Consider the following 16,605-nt stretch of genomic DNA (forward strand, 5'->3'; position numbering starts at 1 on the left):
CTTATCCTTCCTGCTCAATCTGGGTTAACACACTGCGCAACGCCGGGCCAAATTCATATTTGCCGGGGCATACGTAGGTGCACAGTGCCAGGTCTTCCTCATCCAGCTCCAGACAGCCCAGCGCCTGCGCGCTATCGGTATCACCCGCCAGCAAATCTCGCAGCAACATCGTGGGCAAAATATCCAGCGGCATCACGCGCTCATAGTTACCAATTGGCACCATAGCCCGCTCGCCGCCGTGGGTATCCGTCGAGAAGTTAAACAGCTTATGCTTGAGGAAATGACCAAGCGTGGTGCGGGTAATGGAGAATTTATCTTTCCCCGGCATCACCCAGCCGAACAGTTCTTTTTCACGCCCCTCTTTCACCACGCTGACCTGTAAATGAAAGCGCCCAAGGAAAGCATGGGGTCCATAGGCATGGGTTCCGCTGAGAACTGAACCCGAAATAACGCGGTTTTCATCATCAAGCAGCTCATCGACAAGCAGCTCATCGAGGCTGGCACCTAAGCAAGTCTTTAACAGACGAGGCTCTTTTACCTGCGGACCACCGAGAGCAATAATGCGTTCGCTATATATTTCCCCTTCGAGGAATAATTTGCCGATAGCGATGACGTCCTGGTAGTTTAGATGCCAGACCTGCTTTTTCAGGCTAACCGGCTCCAGAAAATGGATGTGCGTTCCGGGTAGCCCTGCCGGATGTGGCCCGGTGAACTGGTTGAAAGTCACCTGCCCAACAGGATGCCCACCAAGCTTGCCGCCGCTGGCCTGACACACGTGAACTTGACCGTCAGTCAGACGCGTCAGCACCGTCAGCCCGGCATCAAAAGCGTCGCGCTGGGCCAGGATGATGGGCTGAGGTTCGGCTGCTAGCGGGTTGGTGTCTATCGCAGTTACAAAAATCGCCGCTGGCACGCTGCCCGGAGCCGGAATTTTGCTGAAAGGACGGGTACGAAATGCAGTCCACTGCCCGGACTCCAGCAGCTGTTGCTGCACGCTCTCACGCGTTAATCCAGCAAAGTCAGCGGGTTCATAACGGGGAAAATGAATGGCCTCCTCTCCCTCGACATCGATAACAACCGATTGCAGAACCCGTCGCTCGCCGCGGTGAATGGCGCTAACGATTCCGCTCGCGGGGGCGGTAAAACGCACGCCAGGGTTCTTTTTATCCTCGAACAGGAGTTGGCCTTTTTGCACCCGGTCGCCTTCACGCACCGCCATCGAGGGGCGCATACCGATATACTCTTCACCTAACAGCGCAACGCGTTTGACCGCAGTCTTAGAAGAAATTTGCTGTGATGGCATGCCAGCTATGGGCAGATTTAGCCCTTTCGTGATTTTAATCATATCGTTAGCAGGTATCCGTTACTTAAACCCCGGCATCAGGCCGAGGCCAGCATCATTGATGGAAAAATAAGAGGAAGAAAGGAACACCATAGTCCTGGTGATTCACAAGATGGGAGAGAAGCATCCTTTCTTACCCTGATCATTTAGCAGACCAAGTGTAACATTTCGTGAGCAGCGCCTGTAGACAAACCGCCATTAAGTCGTTCTAAATTGCGAGCTATTACGCAAAGTTCTGACTGCGCTTTGCCGTGAGATTCGCTATAACAGGAAACTAAAACGTAAACGCAGCACGTCGTGCTTGCGAAAAACTGCCGTGATGCTAATGTGAGCGCTCTAAATCCAGAAAACTCTGATTTCGGATCTCTCTTGCCGTCCTGGCAATGTGGTTATTTGTTTTATCAAGGAACAAGTAGTATGCGCAAAATCGCATTATTTATTGCGATGCTTCTGTTGCCATGCGTGTCATTCGCAGGGTTACTCAGCAGTAATAGCTCGACAACACCGATGAGCAAAGAATATAAGCAGCAATTAATGGGCTCACCGGTCTACATTGAGATCTTTAAAGAAGAGCGCATGCTCGATCTTTACGTCAAAATGGGCGAAACCTATCAGCTTCTCGATAGCTACCGGATCTGCAACTACTCCGGTGGTCTCGGACCCAAGCAGCGTCAGGGCGATTTTAAGAGCCCGGAAGGTTTCTATAACGTTTCCCGCAATCAGCTAAAACCTGACAGTCGCTTCTATAAAGCAATCAATATCGGCTTCCCGAACGCCTACGATCGTGCGCATGGTTATGAAGGTAAATACCTGATGATTCACGGCGCGTGCGTATCAGTCGGCTGTTATGCCATGACCGATACCGGTATTGATGAGATTTTCCAGTTCGTCACCGGGGCGCTAGTCTTCGGTCAGTCCAGCGTCCAGGTCAGCATTTATCCTTTCCGCATGACCGATGCCAACATGGCCCGTCACAAGTTTTCCTATTTCACCGATTTCTGGAAACAGCTGAAACCTGGCTATGATTACTTCCAGCAGACGCACAAGCCGCCGGTAGTCTCAGTGGCCGATGGCCGCTACGTGGTAAGCAAGCCGCTCAGCCACGAAGTTGTCCAGCCGCAGCTCGCATCAAACTACACGGTCCCCGAGGCAAAATAATGCCCACTCGCCTGGCATGATCTTATTCCAGGTTTCGTTGCCAGTTAACGGCTGAGTGGCGATCACGGAGACCACATCATTCGGTGTGGTCTCGCGTTGAAAATCGATTTCCACATCCTGATCCAGCAACGTTGCTACACCAAACGGCGCGCGTCGCGTGATCCAGTATAAATTGGTTGAGCAAAACGCCATCACATAGCGTCCATCGGACAGCAGCATGTTAAACACGCCTTTTTCGCGCAGCGTTCCGGCAAGCGTAGCGATAAATCTAAACACCTCGACCATATCATCCGGCGTATTGGGATAGCGTTCAGTTACGCTATGCAGTAACCAGCAGAAGGCTTTCTCGCTGTCCGTCTCGCCAATTGGCTGCAGATTTCTCGTCTCCAGAGACTCATATCCTTCTAACTGGCCGTTATGCGCGTAGGTCCAGTTACGTCCCCAGAGTTCACGGGTAAACGGATGAGTATTTTCCAGCGCGACGATCCCCCGGTTAGCCTGGCGAATATGGGCGATGACTGAACATGATTTAATGGGATAGTCCTGTACCAGCTTAGCAATCGGTGACTGAAAGCTAGGCTGTGGATCTTTAAATGTGCGACAGCCCTTACCTTCATAAAAGGTAATGCCCCAGCCGTCTTTATGCGGCCCAGTTCCGCCACCGCGCTGCACCAGCCCGGTAAAACTAAAGCAAATATCTGTTGGCACATTCGCGCTCATCCCGAGCAATTCGCACATAGATCACCTCATACAACAATGCGGGAGTCACCCCCGCGATTTATCAGGCTTTAACCATCTCTTTTTCAATCAACATAATCAGGATATGAATCACTTTAATGTGAATTTCCTGAATGCGATCGGCATAGCCAAAATGCGGTACGCGAATTTCAACATCCGCAGAGCCCGCCATTTTACCGCCATCTTTGCCGGTCAGAGTGATGACTTTCATCCCCTGAGCGCGAGCGGCTTCAATCGCTTTAATAACGTTGCCAGAGTTACCGGAAGTAGAAATCCCCAGCAACACGTCGCCTGAGCGGCCCACCGACTCAACGTAGCGAGAAAAAACATATTCATAGCCAAAATCATTACTGACGCAAGAGAGATGGCTCACGTCTGAAATCGCAATTGCCGGATAGCCCGGGCGATTTTCACGATAACGCCCGGTCAGTTCTTCCGCAAAATGCATCGCATCGCAGTGAGAACCGCCATTACCGCAGGAAAGAACTTTGCCGCCAGCCTTAAAGCTATCTGCCAGCAGCACCGCTGCACGCTGAATAGCATGAATGTTGGCATCGTCCTGCAGAAAATTAGCCAGCGTTTCCGCCGCTTCGTTCAGTTCGTTACGAATAAGATCCTGGTACATGAGGATAATCCTTCAGTATTTGTGGGATAACTCAGGCAGTTTACCGGATAGCCGCCGAAGCGAGAAGCAGCAGACGGATCTATCCCCTGCGGTTTTGATTTTATGTGCCGCATTTCCGTACAACAATGTGAGCAATGTTGTAATTATTTTGTAAACATATTGCTAAAACAAATTACATCCACTACAACCATATCATCACAAGTGGTCAGACCTCCTACAAGACAGGGAGCATTTCTTTATGATGATTTTGAGTATTGTTGCAACCGTTGTTTTACTCGGTGCGCTCTTCTATCACCGAATCAATCTGCTGCTTAGCAGCGCGATTTTGCTTGCCTGGACTGCGGCACTCGGCGTTGCTGGACTGTGGAATATCTGGCTACTGGTACCGCTGGCTATCATTCTCCTGCCGTTTAACTTTGCGCCAATGCGTAAATCAATGATTTCAGTTCCTGCATTTCGCGCTTTCCGCAAGGTTATGCCGCCGATGTCGCGTACTGAAAAAGAAGCCATTGATGCCGGTACCACCTGGTGGGAAGGCGACCTGTTTCGCGGTAACCCTGACTGGCAGAAGCTGCACAACTACCCGCAGCCGCGCCTGACCGCTGAAGAACAAGCCTTTATTGACGGCCCTGTTGAAGAAGCCTGCCGCATGGCGAACGACTTCGAAATTACCCACGAGATGGCCGATCTACCGCCGGAGCTGTGGGCTTATCTGAAAGAGCATCGCTTCTTCGCGATGATCATCAAGAAAGAGTACGGCGGCCTGGAGTTTTCTGCTTTCGCCCAGGCACGCGTGCTGCAAAAACTGTCCGGCGTTTCCGGGATTCTGGCGATTACCGTCGGTGTACCTAACTCATTAGGCCCAGGCGAACTGCTGCAGCATTACGGCACCGAAGAGCAGAAGAATCACTATCTGCCACGTCTGGCGCGCGGTCAGGAAATTCCGTGCTTCGCGCTGACCAGCCCGGAAGCAGGCTCAGATGCTGGGGCCATTCCGGACACCGGCGTGGTCTGCATGGGCGAATGGCAGGGCCAACAGGTACTGGGTATGCGCCTGACCTGGAACAAACGCTACATCACGCTTGCGCCAATCGCCACGGTACTGGGACTGGCGTTTAAACTCTCCGACCCCGACCGCCTGCTGGGTGGTGAAGAAGAGCTGGGTATCACCTGTGCCCTGATCCCAACAGCCACACCAGGCGTTGAGATCGGTCGTCGCCACTTCCCGCTGAACGTTCCGTTCCAGAATGGCCCGACCCAGGGTAAAGATATTTTTGTTCCTATCGATTACATCATTGGCGGCCCGTCGATGGCCGGTCAGGGCTGGCGGATGCTGGTTGAATGTTTATCCGTGGGCCGCGGCATCACGTTACCGTCCAATGCCACGGGCGGCCTGAAATCCGTCGCCATGGCTACCGGCGCCTACGCGCATATTCGCCGCCAGTTCAAAATCTCTATCGGTAAAATGGAAGGGATTGAAGAACCGCTGGCGCGTATTGCAGGTAACGCCTACGTGATGGATGCCGCAGCCTCGCTGATTACCTACGGTATTATGCTCGGTGAAAAACCGGCGGTACTATCGGCAATTGTGAAATATCACTGTACCCATCGCGGCCAGCGCTCGATCATTGACGCAATGGATATTACCGGCGGTAAAGGCATTATGCTCGGCAGCGGTAACTTCCTGGCGCGAGCCTATCAGGGCGCACCAATCGCTATCACCGTGGAGGGGGCGAATATCCTCACCCGCAGCATGATGATCTTCGGTCAGGGGGCGATTCGTTGCCATCCGTACGTGCTGGATGAAATGGCCGCCGCGCAGAATAACGATGTTAACGCATTCGATAAGCTGCTGTTCAAACATATCGGTCATGTGGGTAGCAACAAAGTACGCAGCTTCTGGCTGGGTCTGACTCGCGGCCTCACCAGCAGTTCACCGACCCGCGATGCCACTCGCCGCTACTATCAGCATATGAATCGCCTGAGCGCCAACCTGGCCCTGCTGTCCGATGTCTCAATGGCGGTACTGGGCGGTAGTCTGAAACGTCGCGAGCGTATTTCAGCGCGCCTGGGCGATGTACTGAGCCAGCTCTATTTGGCCTCTGCGGTGCTGAAGCGCTATGACGATGAAGGGCGTAACGAAGCAGATTTGCCGCTGGTTCACTGGGGCGTGCAGGATGCACTGTATCAGGCAGAACAGGCCATTGATGATCTGCTGGTCAACTTCCCAAATCGTCTGGTGGCCGGAGCGCTTCGCGTAGCCATCTTCCCGACCGGGCGTCATTATCTGGCTCCTTCAGATAAGCTGGATCATAAAGTAGCGAAAATTCTGCAGGTTCCGAGCGCGACTCGTTCTCGTATCGGTCGCGGTCAATACTTGACGCCGAGCGAGCATAACCCGGTTGGATTACTGGAAGAGGCGCTGCTCGATGTTATGGCAGCCGACCCCATCCACCAGCGTATTTGCAAAGAGCTGGGTAAGAACCTGTCGTTTACCCGTCTTGACGAACTGGCCCATAACGCGCTGGCCAAAGGGTTAATTAATCAGGATGAGGCTGATATTCTGGTTCGTGCCGAAACCAGTCGCCTGCGTAGTATTAACGTCGACGACTTCGCCCCGGATGAGCTGGCGACCCGCCCGGTAAAGCTGCCGGAGAAAGTACGCAAGATTGAAGCGGCATAAAAAACCATAATATAACAACATCACGATCGAGGCGGGCTCCCCCGCCTCATTTTTTTGCCCGCCTCCCAACTTATCATTTTATTAACAAAATATTCCGCCAGCCATCCACTGGCTGATATGGTGTTAAAGTAATAATAAGCCTCTCTTGATACTGGAGTTCATCACTGTGCCCGGACTGAAAATTACCCTTTTACAACAACCGCTGGTGTGGATGGACGGTCCCGCCAACCTGCGCCATTTCGATCGTCAACTGGAAGGAATTACCGGGCGTGATGTGATTGTTCTACCGGAAATGTTCACTACTGGTTTCGCGATGGAGGCGGCAAAGCAGTCACTGGCGCAAGAGGATGTTATTGCCTGGATGGAAGCGAAGGCAGCGCAAACCAACGCGCTAATCGCAGGCAGTGCAGCACTGCAAACGGAACGCGGGCCCGTTAACCGCTTTCTGTTAGTTGAGCCTGATGGTAAAACGCATTTTTATGATAAACGACACCTGTTTCGCATGGCGGATGAGCATCATCATTATGAGGCAGGTAGCGAACGCGTGATTTTTGAATGGCGCGGCTGGAGAATTCTGCCGCTGGTATGCTACGACTTGCGCTTCCCGGTGTGGTCACGTAACCATAATGACTATGATTTAGCACTTTACGTTGCCAACTGGCCAGCACCGCGCTCCACCCACTGGCAGGCATTACTGGTCGCCCGAGCAATTGAAAACCAGGCCTACGTCGCCGGTTGTAACCGCGTAGGTACCGACGGCAACGGCCATCACTATCGGGGAGACAGCCGAATTATCACCCCACAAGGAGAGATAATCGCCACCGCCGAACCGCATCAGGCTACGCGCCTGGATGCTGAACTGTCATTAACAGCGCTTAAAGAGTACCGCGAAAAGTTTCCGGCCTGGCAGGATGCGGACCCTTTCACACTCAACTAATGCAAATAAAGGGGAGCCAATGCTCCCTTTTCTATATTTTAAACAAGATCCTTGCTGCGCAGTAGACCAGTAACAAAGCTAAAAGGAAATTTACCTGACGCCCATAATGCAGGAATAAGCGCTGAAACAGATGCCCGGCCAGCGCCCAACACACGTTGCCGAAAGTCCCAATTGCCGCAAGAAGCAAACTCACGCTCACCAGCCAAACAGGATCACGCGTCACCGGCAGTACAAAGGTCGATAGTGCCGTAATCCCATAAAGGATAATTTTAACATTCACAAACTGTAGGCCCAAGCTCATCCAAAAACTTACCGGTTTGCCGCTGAGGTCATTACCAGCGGGTTTACTCTTCGCTATTTGCCACGCTAACCAAAGAATATAGGCAGCACCAATCCAACTCAGTGTCCGGGATAATCCCTCATCGAGCATAACTAACGAAAACGTCAGGCCAGCACAAATAAGCATCGTAATAATAAACCCCACGCTCATCCCGGCCAGCACGAACATACTTTTGCGCAACCCATGTGAAGCTACGCTGCTCAGCGCAAGAATGTTATTCGGCCCGGGGGTCAATGCGGTTATCAGGGTGTAGGTTAAAAATGCGCTTATCAGGGCTGGGGTCACTTGTCTTCTCCTGTTTTTTAGCCGACAGTACCCGATATAAATCATTTAAAAAAATGAATATTATTTCATTCTAAATTCGATAATTTCGATACATTGAGGTCATGATGGACTTACGTCGCTTTGTCACGCTCAAAACGGTTGTTGAGGAGGGCTCCTTTTTACGCGCTTCGCAGAAACTATGCTGTACGCAATCAACAGTGACATTTCACATTCAACAACTTGAGCAAGAGCTGTCTATCCAGCTTTTTGAAAAAATCGGCCGCCGGATGTGCCTGACTACAGCCGGGAAAAATATTCTTCCCCACATCCACGAGCTGATAAAAGTGATGGAGTCCATTCGCCATGCCGCCAGGCAGGATCAGGAGCCGAGTGGAGAGCTCCGTGTTGCCACGGGGGAAACGCTGCTGGCATATAAAATCCCCGCCGTTTTACAACGCTTTAAGCAGCGGGCGCCAAAGGTTCGTTTATCTTTGCAATCGTTAAATTGCTATTCGATTCGCGATGCCCTGCTGGATGATGATGTCGATCTCGGGGTGTTTTACCGTGTCGGTAATGATGAAGCATTGAAAATTCACTACTTTGGCGATCAGCAACTGGTACTGGTCGCTTCGCCGGAACACGATCCGGTTAACTTTATGCGCCGGGACCAACACATTCCGCTGAGTTTTATCATCAATGAGCCACAGTGCATTTTCCGACAAATATTTGAAAGCGAGTTGCGCAAGCGCGGCATTACCCTGGAAAATACGATTGAGCTATGGAGTATCGAAAGTATCAAGCAATGCGTGGCGGGTAATCTCGGCGTAAGCTACCTGCCGCGATTTGCCGTAGAACAAGAATTGCGTGAAGGTAAACTGGCGGAACTGCCTTTCAGTAAAAAACCGCTGACTATTAATGCGGTATGCGGGTATCACGCGGGCAAAGTTGTCAGCCCGGCGATGCAGGTCTTTGTCGAGTGTATGGAAGAGTGCCTGAAGATCTGATTCATAAAATTGCACAGGCCTAAAACGACGAAAGCCTGAATCATTGCTGATTCAGGCTTTCTGAATAGTGGCGGAACGGACGGGACTCGAACCCGCGACCCCCTGCGTGACAGGCAGGTATTCTAACCGACTGAACTACCGCTCCACTTACTGTTCCCTTGGGAACGAGGCAGATACTACGGTTTCCCCTCTACTCCGTCAATGGTTTTTCTTCATTTATGAATCGCTTGCTGCAAAAATCGCCCATCGGACTATTTTTCATGCATATTCCGACAATTCAGGCCCGCCACAGGCAGCTCCCGCCTTTCTTTTGTACCAGATCGAGCCGCGATTCATGGTTCATCAGCTCTTCGTCCGATGCATAAAGCACACGTAATTTACTGGCAGCCCGAACAACGCGCTGTATTCCTATTTCTCCGGCCTGCTGCTGCCCTTCCCCTTCCATCGAGAAAGCCATTGTTGTCTGGCCACCGGTCATCATCAGATAAACGTCAGCCAGAATCTGGGCATCGAGCAACGCCCCGTGCAGCGTTCGCTTACTGTTGTCTATTTCATAACGCGAGCAAAGTGCATCAAGGCTATTACGCTTGCCCGGGAACATTCTACGCGCCAGGGCCAGGCTATCGGTGACCTTACAAAACGTATCGGTTTTCGGAATTCCACGCTTAAGCTTGCCAAACTCATAGTCCATAAAGCCGATATCGAACGATGCGTTATGGATGACCAGTTCCGCACCGCGGATGTAATCCATAAACTCATCGGCAACATCAGCAAACACTGGCTTATCCATCAGGAATTCATCAGCAATACCGTGAACACCAAATGCTTCAGGGTCCACCAGCCGATCTGGTTTTAAATAGACGTGGAAGTTATTCCCGGTCAGGCGGCGGTTAATCACCTCCACCGCGCCGATCTCGATTATCTTGTGCCCTTCATAATGAACACCGAGTTGGTTCATACCGGTGGTTTCAGTATCGAGAACAATCTGTCGTGTAATTGCAGTGCTCATAGCGGTCATTTATGTCAGACTTACCGTTTTACGTATCGATTTCAATTACAGGAAGTCTACCAGAGATGCTCAAACAGGTAGAAATTTTCACCGATGGCTCTTGTCTGGGAAATCCAGGCCCAGGCGGTTACGGTGCAATTTTACGCTATCGGGGGAAAGAGAAAACCTTTAGCGAAGGTTTTAATCTTACGACTAATAACCGCATGGAGATGATGGCGGCAATTGTCGCTCTGGAAGCGCTGAAAGAACAGTGCGAAGTGATTCTCAGCACCGACAGCCAGTATGTTCGCCAGGGGATTACTCAGTGGATCCATAACTGGAAAAAACGCGGCTGGAAAACCGCGGACAAAAAACCAGTCAAAAACGTCGATCTCTGGCAGCGACTGGACACAGCGCTGGGCCAACACAAGATAAAATGGGAATGGGTCAAAGGCCATGCCGGCCATCCGGAAAATGAACGCTGCGACGAACTGGCACGCGCAGCAGCCTCTAACCCCACCCAGGACGATACCGGTTATAAGGCAGAAAGTTAATTCTGCCCTTTGCGCCACTGTCGTGTGGCGCCGACAGCCTGCCGTATCCGGTTTTTTGCTTTACCCGATTTCATCGGGTTTAGCGTCAAGGGTATGGTGCGTTTACGAGCAATAATCAGCTGTAAGCAGCCCAGAGCGGGTAAATGCGTACTAAGCATTTTCCCCCCATGACGGGACCAGGGTAGCACCTGATAGCGACCACAGTGGAGCACTTCAAAGTTCAGCAACGCCAGCCAATCTAGCTGGCGCGTCAACGTAAACATCCGGCTGTTATACGGGGTCTTATTGCGTAACACGGGTACTAGCTTACGTAACCCCATCAGACTCATTGGATTGAAACTGGTTAAAATAATCCAGCCATCATCAATCAGCACCCTGTCCGCCTCCCGCAGCAGGCGGTGCGGATCGCTACACCATGGCAAAGTATGAGCCAGTAAACAGGCATCAACTGATTTCTCGGCAAAAGGTAAATACAATGGGTCGGCTTTCACCTGTATCGGGTTACCCTGCAAAGAAACATTCACCTGATGAGAAATAGCGCAGGATTCGGTATTGATTTCCGCGCTCAGATTGCCAATTTTAAGTAAATGAAAACCATATAATTTAGCCAGCCACGGTTTCATCTGCCGTTCTAGTGATTCGCGATAGTATTCACCCCACGGCATGCTGGACCAATGCTCGGGCGCTGCCACTGTATGAGGTATCCTTGCCGGCTTCATCACAACCTTCCGCTATGCTTTGAGAGGTAATTTATGAATCTTATCAGTATTCCCGCATTTCAGGACAACTACATCTGGGTTCTTGCTGAGGATAGTGGACGCTGTCTGATAGTCGATCCTGGCGAAGCGGCCCCCGTGTTGACCGCAATAGAACAGAACCACTGGCAACCAGAAGCTATTCTATTGACTCACCACCACCACGATCACGTTGGCGGAGTAAAACAACTTCGCGAGAAATTTCCTACAATCGTGGTTTACGGGCCGGCAGAAACCCTGGATAAGGGAACCACTCACCTTGTGGCTGATGGCGATAGCATCTCCGTTTTAGAGCGTGAATTTTCTATTTTCGCCACTCCGGGTCACACTTTAGGACACATCTGTTTCTTCATGAAACCTTATCTGTTCTGCGGCGACACTATGTTTTCAGGTGGCTGCGGTAGGTTATTTGAAGGCACACCAGAGCAGATGTATCAATCATTTATGAAGATCAGCGCTCTTCCGGATGAAACGTTAATATGTTGCGCACATGAGTACACTTTAGCAAACATGAAGTTTGCATTAAGCATCCTGCCCCTGGATAGGGATATAAATGATTACTACCACAAAGTTAATGAGTTACGTGCAAAAAAACAAAATACACTGCCCGTAATTCTGAAAAATGAGCGTCGTATAAATTTATTTTTACGCACAGATGATGATGATTTAATTAAAGAAATTTCCAAAGAAACAAATTTGCAACACTCTATTGAGAGATTTGCATGGTTAAGGTCAAAGAAAGACGTCTTCTGATATTTAATTCTTGTCTTCGGTCGACTTCACCGTTATTCTTGCTCGTCTTTTAAGCAACTATTGACACACACATGAAGGCACGAGCGATTTTACTCGTCTCTGTCCTGCTGGTAGGGTGCCAGGCGTCTAAACACGATGGCACCGTTCAACAGCACGCACAGAGCCTTTCTGCAGCGAGTCAAGGGGAAGCAGGTAAGTTCACAAGTCAAGCGCGCTGGTTAGATGATGGAACCTTCTACGCGCAAGACCAGGATCTGTGGGCTTCCATTGGCGACGAGCTGAAGATGGGAATTCCGGAAAATGTCCGGATTCGCGAACAAAAACAGAAATATTTGAGAAATAAGAGCTATCTCCACGATGTAACTTTACGGGCAGAGCCGTATATGTACTGGATAGCCGGGCAAGTTAAGAAACGTAACATGCCTATGGAACTGGTATTACTACCCATAGTGGAGAGCGCTTTTGACCCGCATGCAACGTCTGGTGCCAATGCCGCAGGTATTTGGCAGATCATTCCGAGCACCGGGCGCAATTATGGTCTGAAGCAAACCCGCAGTTATGATGCGCGTCGTGATATCGTCGCCTCAACAACTGCAGCGCTGAATATGATGCAACGTCTGAACAAAATGTTCGACGGCGACTGGTTGTTAACTGTCGCAGCATATAACAGCGGCGAAGGCCGGGTAATGAAGGCAATTAAAGCCAACAAATCACGTGGAAAACCCACAGATTTTTGGTCACTCTCATTACCTCAGGAAACCAAAATCTACGTACCTAAAATGCTGGCTTTGAGTGATATTCTCAAGAACAGCAAGCAGTATGGCGTAAAACTGCCCACAGCAGACGAAAGCCGAGCGCTGGCACGTGTACGCCTCGACAACCCGGTTGAGATTTCACAGCTAGCCGATATGGCAGGAATGCCGGTTAGTAAGCTGAAGACGTTCAACGCAGGTGTTAAGGGTTCGACCCTGGGCGCTAATGGGCCTAACTATGTATTGGTGCCGCAGAAACATGCAGCTCAATTGCGTGAGTCTTTGGCTTCCGGTGACATTGCTGCCGTGCAGCCGACTCAGCTTGCGGACAACAGACCGTTGACCAGTCGTAGTTACAAAGTGCGTTCTGGAGATACTATCTCCGGTATAGCATCTCGACTCGGTGTATCAACGAGAGATCTGCAGCAATGGAATGGTATTCGCGGATCAAACCTGAAAGTGGGTCAGAGTCTCGTAATCGGTGCAGGTAGCAGTGCAGAGCGTCTGGCAAACAATAGCGATAGCATCACTTATCGCGTGCGCAAAGGCGACTCGCTATCGAGTATTGCAAAACGCCATGGCGTGAACATTCGCGATGTGATGCGCTGGAATAACGATACCGGCAACCTGAAACCTGGCGATCAGTTAACTCTGTTTGTGAAAAACAGCGACAGACCTGAATCCTGATAGCCCAGGATTCATTTTAAAAGGCACCCATGTGGTGCCTTTTGTTTTGTCTGCTCTAGATCGCTTTATGAGCCTCAAACATAATTGTATCGCTGGTAAAAGATCCATCCAGCTCCAGTGCAAAGTAAGCCTTAACCTCTGCCGATGCGCTCTCCTGATACAGGCGAATAGCCTCCACCAAAGGCGCTGGTGTCCGCATCCGGGCAACCCATGAGCCGAATTCCAGCGGCAAGCGATCGGTCAGCAAATTATTCGTCACTAATCCCGCCTCATTCGCCATTGCCAGCCATTCACCGCTTGAGTAATTGCGAACATGAGAAGTATCGCGCAAAGCCTCAACGGTCTGCAGCCAAACATCACGAACCGGATGCCCTGGCGACATGACGTCCATGATAATTACGGCTCCTCCCGGTTTCAGCACCCGCTTGACTTCGCGTAATGCCTGACCGACATCATGCCAATGATGTGCAGAATAGCGGCTAATCACCACATCAAAACTGGCATCAGCGAAAGGCAGTGATTCGGCATAACCCTGCTGAGTCGCAATATTAACAAACCCTTTATCCGAAGCGGCCTGAGCTACAACCTCCAGCATCTGGCTGGATAAATCATACGCCACCACCTGTGCAACCTGTCCTGCAGCTGCAAAACTGGCATGACCGGCGCCACATCCCATGTCCAGCACGTGAGCCTGCGGAAAATCGGCTAACCTTTCTGCCAGACGTTGCAGATCGCGCCCGGATGCGTGTACAGCACTAGTCAGATAAGCGCTAGCCTGCGAGCCAAACTGTTTTTCGACATTGTCGTGATGAGAGCGTGTTGTCATTGCTTTGTCCTTCGGTTGTTTGAGTAATAAAGGCAGAACCATACTTGCGCAGGCCTGCCCCATGGCAGGCCTGACATACCTTAATTAATCAGGCTTGCCGGGACTGAATTCAACTAGTAGAGGGTTGTGGTCGGAGGCGCGCGTCACCAATACGGAAGCGTCGTGTACGCTCAAGCCTCGATAGAACACAAAATCAAGCGGACGACCAAAAGCGCGACGGCGCTGATCGTCAGAGAAGCGGACTTCACGCAGCGACATTTCCCGCGCAAAGCGGTACAAAGCGTTCATTCGCGGACGGCTCCAGGCGTTGAAATCACCCGCCATAATCACCGGTCCGCTGTGATGGGCTATCTGATCGCCTATCGGCAACAGCTGCTTGCTGTAGACATCGACGCCAAGGCTGAAATTGACCGCGTGAATATTCACCACCATCAGCAAACGGGCATCTGGTAACGGATACACTGTCACTAGCGCTGACTTCGCCAACCGCAGGATCGGCTCGCGTTCACGCAGAGGGCAGCAGTATATCGGATGAGCAGAGGCTAACGTCATCACGCCAGAAGGATGCTGAGGCAGTACCAGCGCCGGCACCTGATCGGCGGCCAGATAATTGGACGTAGCAAATTTTACTAACTCAGGCGTGGTTTGCGCTTCCTGTAACAGCACCAGGTGGGCATCTTTGCCGAAATTATTAAGAACGGATTTCCACTCGGCGCGCTGCTGTTTGAAGATATTCCACACCAGTACGCGGATTTTTTCATCCGAGCTTAACGGCACCCCAGAAGGGAAAGCCGGAGTAATGCCTGCAAACGACCCCGGAGGTAAAATTCTCTCCGCGGGTTGTCCGGCGACATAGCGCATGGCATAGGTATTCTTTCGCAATTTAGGCATCAAACCTCGATAACAGGAAACCAGCCCGACTGCGGCTGGTCCTTCTGTTATAGGGATTTTTGTATACACTTTCAATGCAATTTGCCAGAAACCGTTATCCTTCTACGGAAAGGCCCGTAGCACAGCGCTGAGGCTTATCGAACCGACCGCTAATAACCACCAATAACAACGCAACCAGCACAATCAGCGCGCCAATCCAGGGCGTCTGAGCCAAACCATAATGTTCCACCGTCTGTCCACCAATTACGGAACCTAACGCAATACCAATATTGAATGCTGCAATGTTCAAGCCGGAGGCGACATCAACCGCATCGGGAGTATATTGCTCCGCTTTTTGGACTACGTACACCTGTAGACCAGGAACATTACCGAAAGCAAAAATACCCATCACCAGTATCGTCGCTAACGCGGCATAGTGAATACTTGCCGTGAACTGAAATACCAACAGCAGAACAACCAGGGCAGCAAAGATAAACTTCAGCGCTACAACGGCGCCATGTTTATCTGCCAGTTTACCGCCCCACACGTTACCAATTGCGACCGAAACACCATACCCCAATAAAATCCAACTCACTGCTGATGGGCTAAAACCGGCCAGATCTTGCATCATCGGTGCCAGGAAGGTAAAAGCGGTAAATACGCCACCATAACCAAGTGCAGTAATAGCATAAATAATCAGTAAACGTGGATGAGTCAGGACCTTAAGTTGATTACGTAGGCCAGCGCTGACGCGGCCAGGGATATTATTCGGTACCAGAATCAGGCTGCTAACTAACGCTATTGCTCCAAGGATCGATACCGCCAGGAATGTCTCACGCCAGCCAAAATGTTGGCCAATAAAAGTGCCTAGCGGAACACCGGTCACCAAAGCAACAGTCAGACCACCAAACATAATTGCAATCGCCGAAGCTGCTTTCTCTTTTGGCACCAGGCTGGTGGCAATTGTCGAACCTATCGAGAAGAATACGCCGTGTGCCAGACCTGTCAAAAGGCGGGCCAGAACGAGAGTTTCATAGCCTGGTGCCTGCCATGCCAAAAGATTACCAGCGGTGAACAGTACCATCAATGCCAGTAGTAGCTGCTTACGCGGCATACGACCGGTCAATGCGGTGAGTACCGGGGCCCCAATCGCCACGCCTAACGCGTAGATAGAAACCAGCAAACCCGCAGAGGGCAATGAGATAGACAGCTGTTCAGCAATTGCAGGTACCAGACCTACAATTACAAATTCAGTCGTGCCGATAGCAAAGGCACCGATCGTCAAGGCAAGTAGCGCCAGTGGCATAATTTACTCCGTATCATCAGGAT

The 16,605-nt window shown here is 50.9% G+C and carries 16 protein-coding genes and 1 tRNA gene; 7 read left to right on the top strand and 10 right to left on the bottom strand.

The features are described 5' to 3' along the window. Position 1: 1 nt before the first annotated feature. The gene (locus tag ACMYSL_RS23220) at positions 2-1,345 is read right to left on the bottom strand and encodes a Na(+)-translocating NADH-quinone reductase subunit A (protein WP_434660054.1); all 1,344 of its coding nucleotides are present in this window, start codon (positions 1,343-1,345) and stop codon (positions 2-4) included. 414 nt (positions 1,346-1,759) lie between these two features. Between ACMYSL_RS23220 and dpaA the strand changes: the two genes are divergently transcribed. Further along, complete coding sequence (gene dpaA / locus ACMYSL_RS23225; RefSeq protein ID WP_112214007.1) at positions 1,760-2,500, top strand: peptidoglycan meso-diaminopimelic acid protein amidase; 741 nt, start codon at positions 1,760-1,762, stop codon at positions 2,498-2,500. On the opposite strand, the gene ACMYSL_RS23230 is transcribed toward dpaA, so the two are convergent. Both ACMYSL_RS23230 and lpcA read right to left on the bottom strand, forming a co-directional pair. Further along, positions 2,471-3,238 carry a class II glutamine amidotransferase gene (locus ACMYSL_RS23230; RefSeq protein WP_434660055.1) on the bottom strand — a complete coding sequence of 256 codons (768 nt, stop codon included), beginning with the start codon at positions 3,236-3,238 and terminating at the stop codon, positions 2,471-2,473. The two genes, dpaA and ACMYSL_RS23230, sit on opposite strands and share 30 nt — an antisense overlap. Positions 3,239-3,281: 43 nt before the next feature. Beyond that, positions 3,282-3,863: a D-sedoheptulose 7-phosphate isomerase gene (gene lpcA, locus ACMYSL_RS23235; protein ID WP_123755557.1), complete on the bottom strand. Its 582-nt coding sequence runs from the start codon at positions 3,861-3,863 to the stop codon at positions 3,282-3,284. Positions 3,864-4,101: 238 nt separating this feature from the next. On the opposite strand from lpcA, the gene fadE reads away from it, so the two are divergent. Beyond that, positions 4,102-6,546, top strand: a complete 2,445-nt coding sequence (gene fadE, locus ACMYSL_RS23240) for an acyl-CoA dehydrogenase FadE (RefSeq protein ID WP_182236499.1) — start codon at positions 4,102-4,104, stop codon at positions 6,544-6,546. 166 nt (positions 6,547-6,712) lie between these two features. Then, positions 6,713-7,483, top strand: coding sequence for an amidohydrolase (locus ACMYSL_RS23245; RefSeq protein ID WP_304256369.1), 771 nt, complete (start codon positions 6,713-6,715; stop codon positions 7,481-7,483). A 31-nt stretch (positions 7,484-7,514) separates the two neighbouring features. Here the strand turns inward: ACMYSL_RS23245 and eamB are convergent, their stop codons facing one another. Beyond that, entirely contained in the window at positions 7,515-8,108 is a 594-nt protein-coding gene (gene eamB, locus ACMYSL_RS23250) for a cysteine/O-acetylserine transporter (RefSeq protein WP_304256367.1), read from the bottom strand. A 104-nt stretch (positions 8,109-8,212) separates the two neighbouring features. Between eamB and ACMYSL_RS23255 the strand changes: the two genes are divergently transcribed. Beyond that, the gene (locus tag ACMYSL_RS23255) at positions 8,213-9,091 is read left to right on the top strand and encodes a LysR family transcriptional regulator (protein WP_434664229.1); all 879 of its coding nucleotides are present in this window, start codon (positions 8,213-8,215) and stop codon (positions 9,089-9,091) included. Between the two features lie 68 nt (positions 9,092-9,159). Here ACMYSL_RS23255 and ACMYSL_RS23260 read toward each other — a convergent pair. Then, positions 9,160-9,236 (bottom strand) — tRNA-Asp (locus ACMYSL_RS23260). A 132-nt stretch (positions 9,237-9,368) separates the two neighbouring features. Next, the gene (gene dnaQ, locus ACMYSL_RS23265) at positions 9,369-10,100 is read right to left on the bottom strand and encodes a DNA polymerase III subunit epsilon (protein WP_434660056.1); all 732 of its coding nucleotides are present in this window, start codon (positions 10,098-10,100) and stop codon (positions 9,369-9,371) included. Positions 10,101-10,165: 65 nt separating this feature from the next. On the opposite strand from dnaQ, the gene rnhA reads away from it, so the two are divergent. Then, positions 10,166-10,633: a ribonuclease HI gene (rnhA, locus tag ACMYSL_RS23270; RefSeq protein WP_182236483.1), complete on the top strand. Its 468-nt coding sequence runs from the start codon at positions 10,166-10,168 to the stop codon at positions 10,631-10,633. Here rnhA and ACMYSL_RS23275 read toward each other — a convergent pair. Continuing rightward, positions 10,630-11,352 carry a class I SAM-dependent methyltransferase gene (locus ACMYSL_RS23275; protein WP_182236480.1) on the bottom strand — a complete coding sequence of 241 codons (723 nt, stop codon included), beginning with the start codon at positions 11,350-11,352 and terminating at the stop codon, positions 10,630-10,632. The two genes, rnhA and ACMYSL_RS23275, sit on opposite strands and share 4 nt — an antisense overlap. A gap of 33 nt (positions 11,353-11,385) precedes the next feature. On the opposite strand from ACMYSL_RS23275, the gene gloB reads away from it, so the two are divergent. Together gloB and mltD are read left to right on the top strand one after the other, a co-directional pair. Continuing rightward, positions 11,386-12,141 carry a hydroxyacylglutathione hydrolase gene (gene gloB / locus ACMYSL_RS23280; protein WP_434660057.1) on the top strand — a complete coding sequence of 252 codons (756 nt, stop codon included), beginning with the start codon at positions 11,386-11,388 and terminating at the stop codon, positions 12,139-12,141. Between the two features lie 71 nt (positions 12,142-12,212). Then, positions 12,213-13,580 (top strand): murein transglycosylase D, encoded by a 1,368-nt coding sequence (gene mltD, locus ACMYSL_RS23285; protein WP_112213997.1) that lies wholly within the window; start codon positions 12,213-12,215, stop codon positions 13,578-13,580. Positions 13,581-13,635: 55 nt separating this feature from the next. Here mltD and ACMYSL_RS23290 read toward each other — a convergent pair whose 3' ends face one another. The 3 genes from ACMYSL_RS23290 to ACMYSL_RS23300 form a co-directional block, all read right to left on the bottom strand. Then, complete coding sequence (locus ACMYSL_RS23290; RefSeq protein ID WP_304256357.1) at positions 13,636-14,406, bottom strand: class I SAM-dependent methyltransferase; 771 nt, start codon at positions 14,404-14,406, stop codon at positions 13,636-13,638. A gap of 84 nt (positions 14,407-14,490) precedes the next feature. Continuing rightward, positions 14,491-15,288, bottom strand: coding sequence for an endonuclease/exonuclease/phosphatase family protein (locus tag ACMYSL_RS23295; RefSeq protein ID WP_181486486.1), 798 nt, complete (start codon positions 15,286-15,288; stop codon positions 14,491-14,493). A gap of 103 nt (positions 15,289-15,391) precedes the next feature. Then, positions 15,392-16,582 (bottom strand): MFS transporter, encoded by a 1,191-nt coding sequence (locus ACMYSL_RS23300; protein WP_434660058.1) that lies wholly within the window; start codon positions 16,580-16,582, stop codon positions 15,392-15,394. Between the last annotated feature and the right edge of the window lie 23 nt (positions 16,583-16,605).

The sequence above is a fragment of the Klebsiella sp. MISC125 genome, assembly GCF_051131775.1.
Lineage (GTDB): Bacteria > Pseudomonadota > Gammaproteobacteria > Enterobacterales > Enterobacteriaceae > Klebsiella.

Coding starts and splice junctions, on each gene's coding strand:
- ACMYSL_RS23255 (WP_434664229.1), top strand. CDS start 8,213: ATGGACTTACGTCGCTTTGTCACGCTCAAAACGGTTGTTGAGGAGGGC.
- ACMYSL_RS23300 (WP_434660058.1), bottom strand. CDS start 16,582: ATGCCACTGGCGCTACTTGCCTTGACGATCGGTGCCTTTGCTATCGGC.
- dnaQ (WP_434660056.1), bottom strand. CDS start 10,100: ATGAGCACTGCAATTACACGACAGATTGTTCTCGATACTGAAACCACC.
- fadE (WP_182236499.1), top strand. CDS start 4,102: ATGATGATTTTGAGTATTGTTGCAACCGTTGTTTTACTCGGTGCGCTC.
- rnhA (WP_182236483.1), top strand. CDS start 10,166: ATGCTCAAACAGGTAGAAATTTTCACCGATGGCTCTTGTCTGGGAAAT.
- ACMYSL_RS23290 (WP_304256357.1), bottom strand. CDS start 14,406: ATGACAACACGCTCTCATCACGACAATGTCGAAAAACAGTTTGGCTCG.
- ACMYSL_RS23230 (WP_434660055.1), bottom strand. CDS start 3,238: ATGTGCGAATTGCTCGGGATGAGCGCGAATGTGCCAACAGATATTTGC.
- dpaA (WP_112214007.1), top strand. CDS start 1,760: ATGCGCAAAATCGCATTATTTATTGCGATGCTTCTGTTGCCATGCGTG.
- mltD (WP_112213997.1), top strand. CDS start 12,213: ATGAAGGCACGAGCGATTTTACTCGTCTCTGTCCTGCTGGTAGGGTGC.
- lpcA (WP_123755557.1), bottom strand. CDS start 3,863: ATGTACCAGGATCTTATTCGTAACGAACTGAACGAAGCGGCGGAAACG.
- ACMYSL_RS23275 (WP_182236480.1), bottom strand. CDS start 11,352: ATGAAGCCGGCAAGGATACCTCATACAGTGGCAGCGCCCGAGCATTGG.
- gloB (WP_434660057.1), top strand. CDS start 11,386: ATGAATCTTATCAGTATTCCCGCATTTCAGGACAACTACATCTGGGTT.
- ACMYSL_RS23220 (WP_434660054.1), bottom strand. CDS start 1,345: ATGATTAAAATCACGAAAGGGCTAAATCTGCCCATAGCTGGCATGCCA.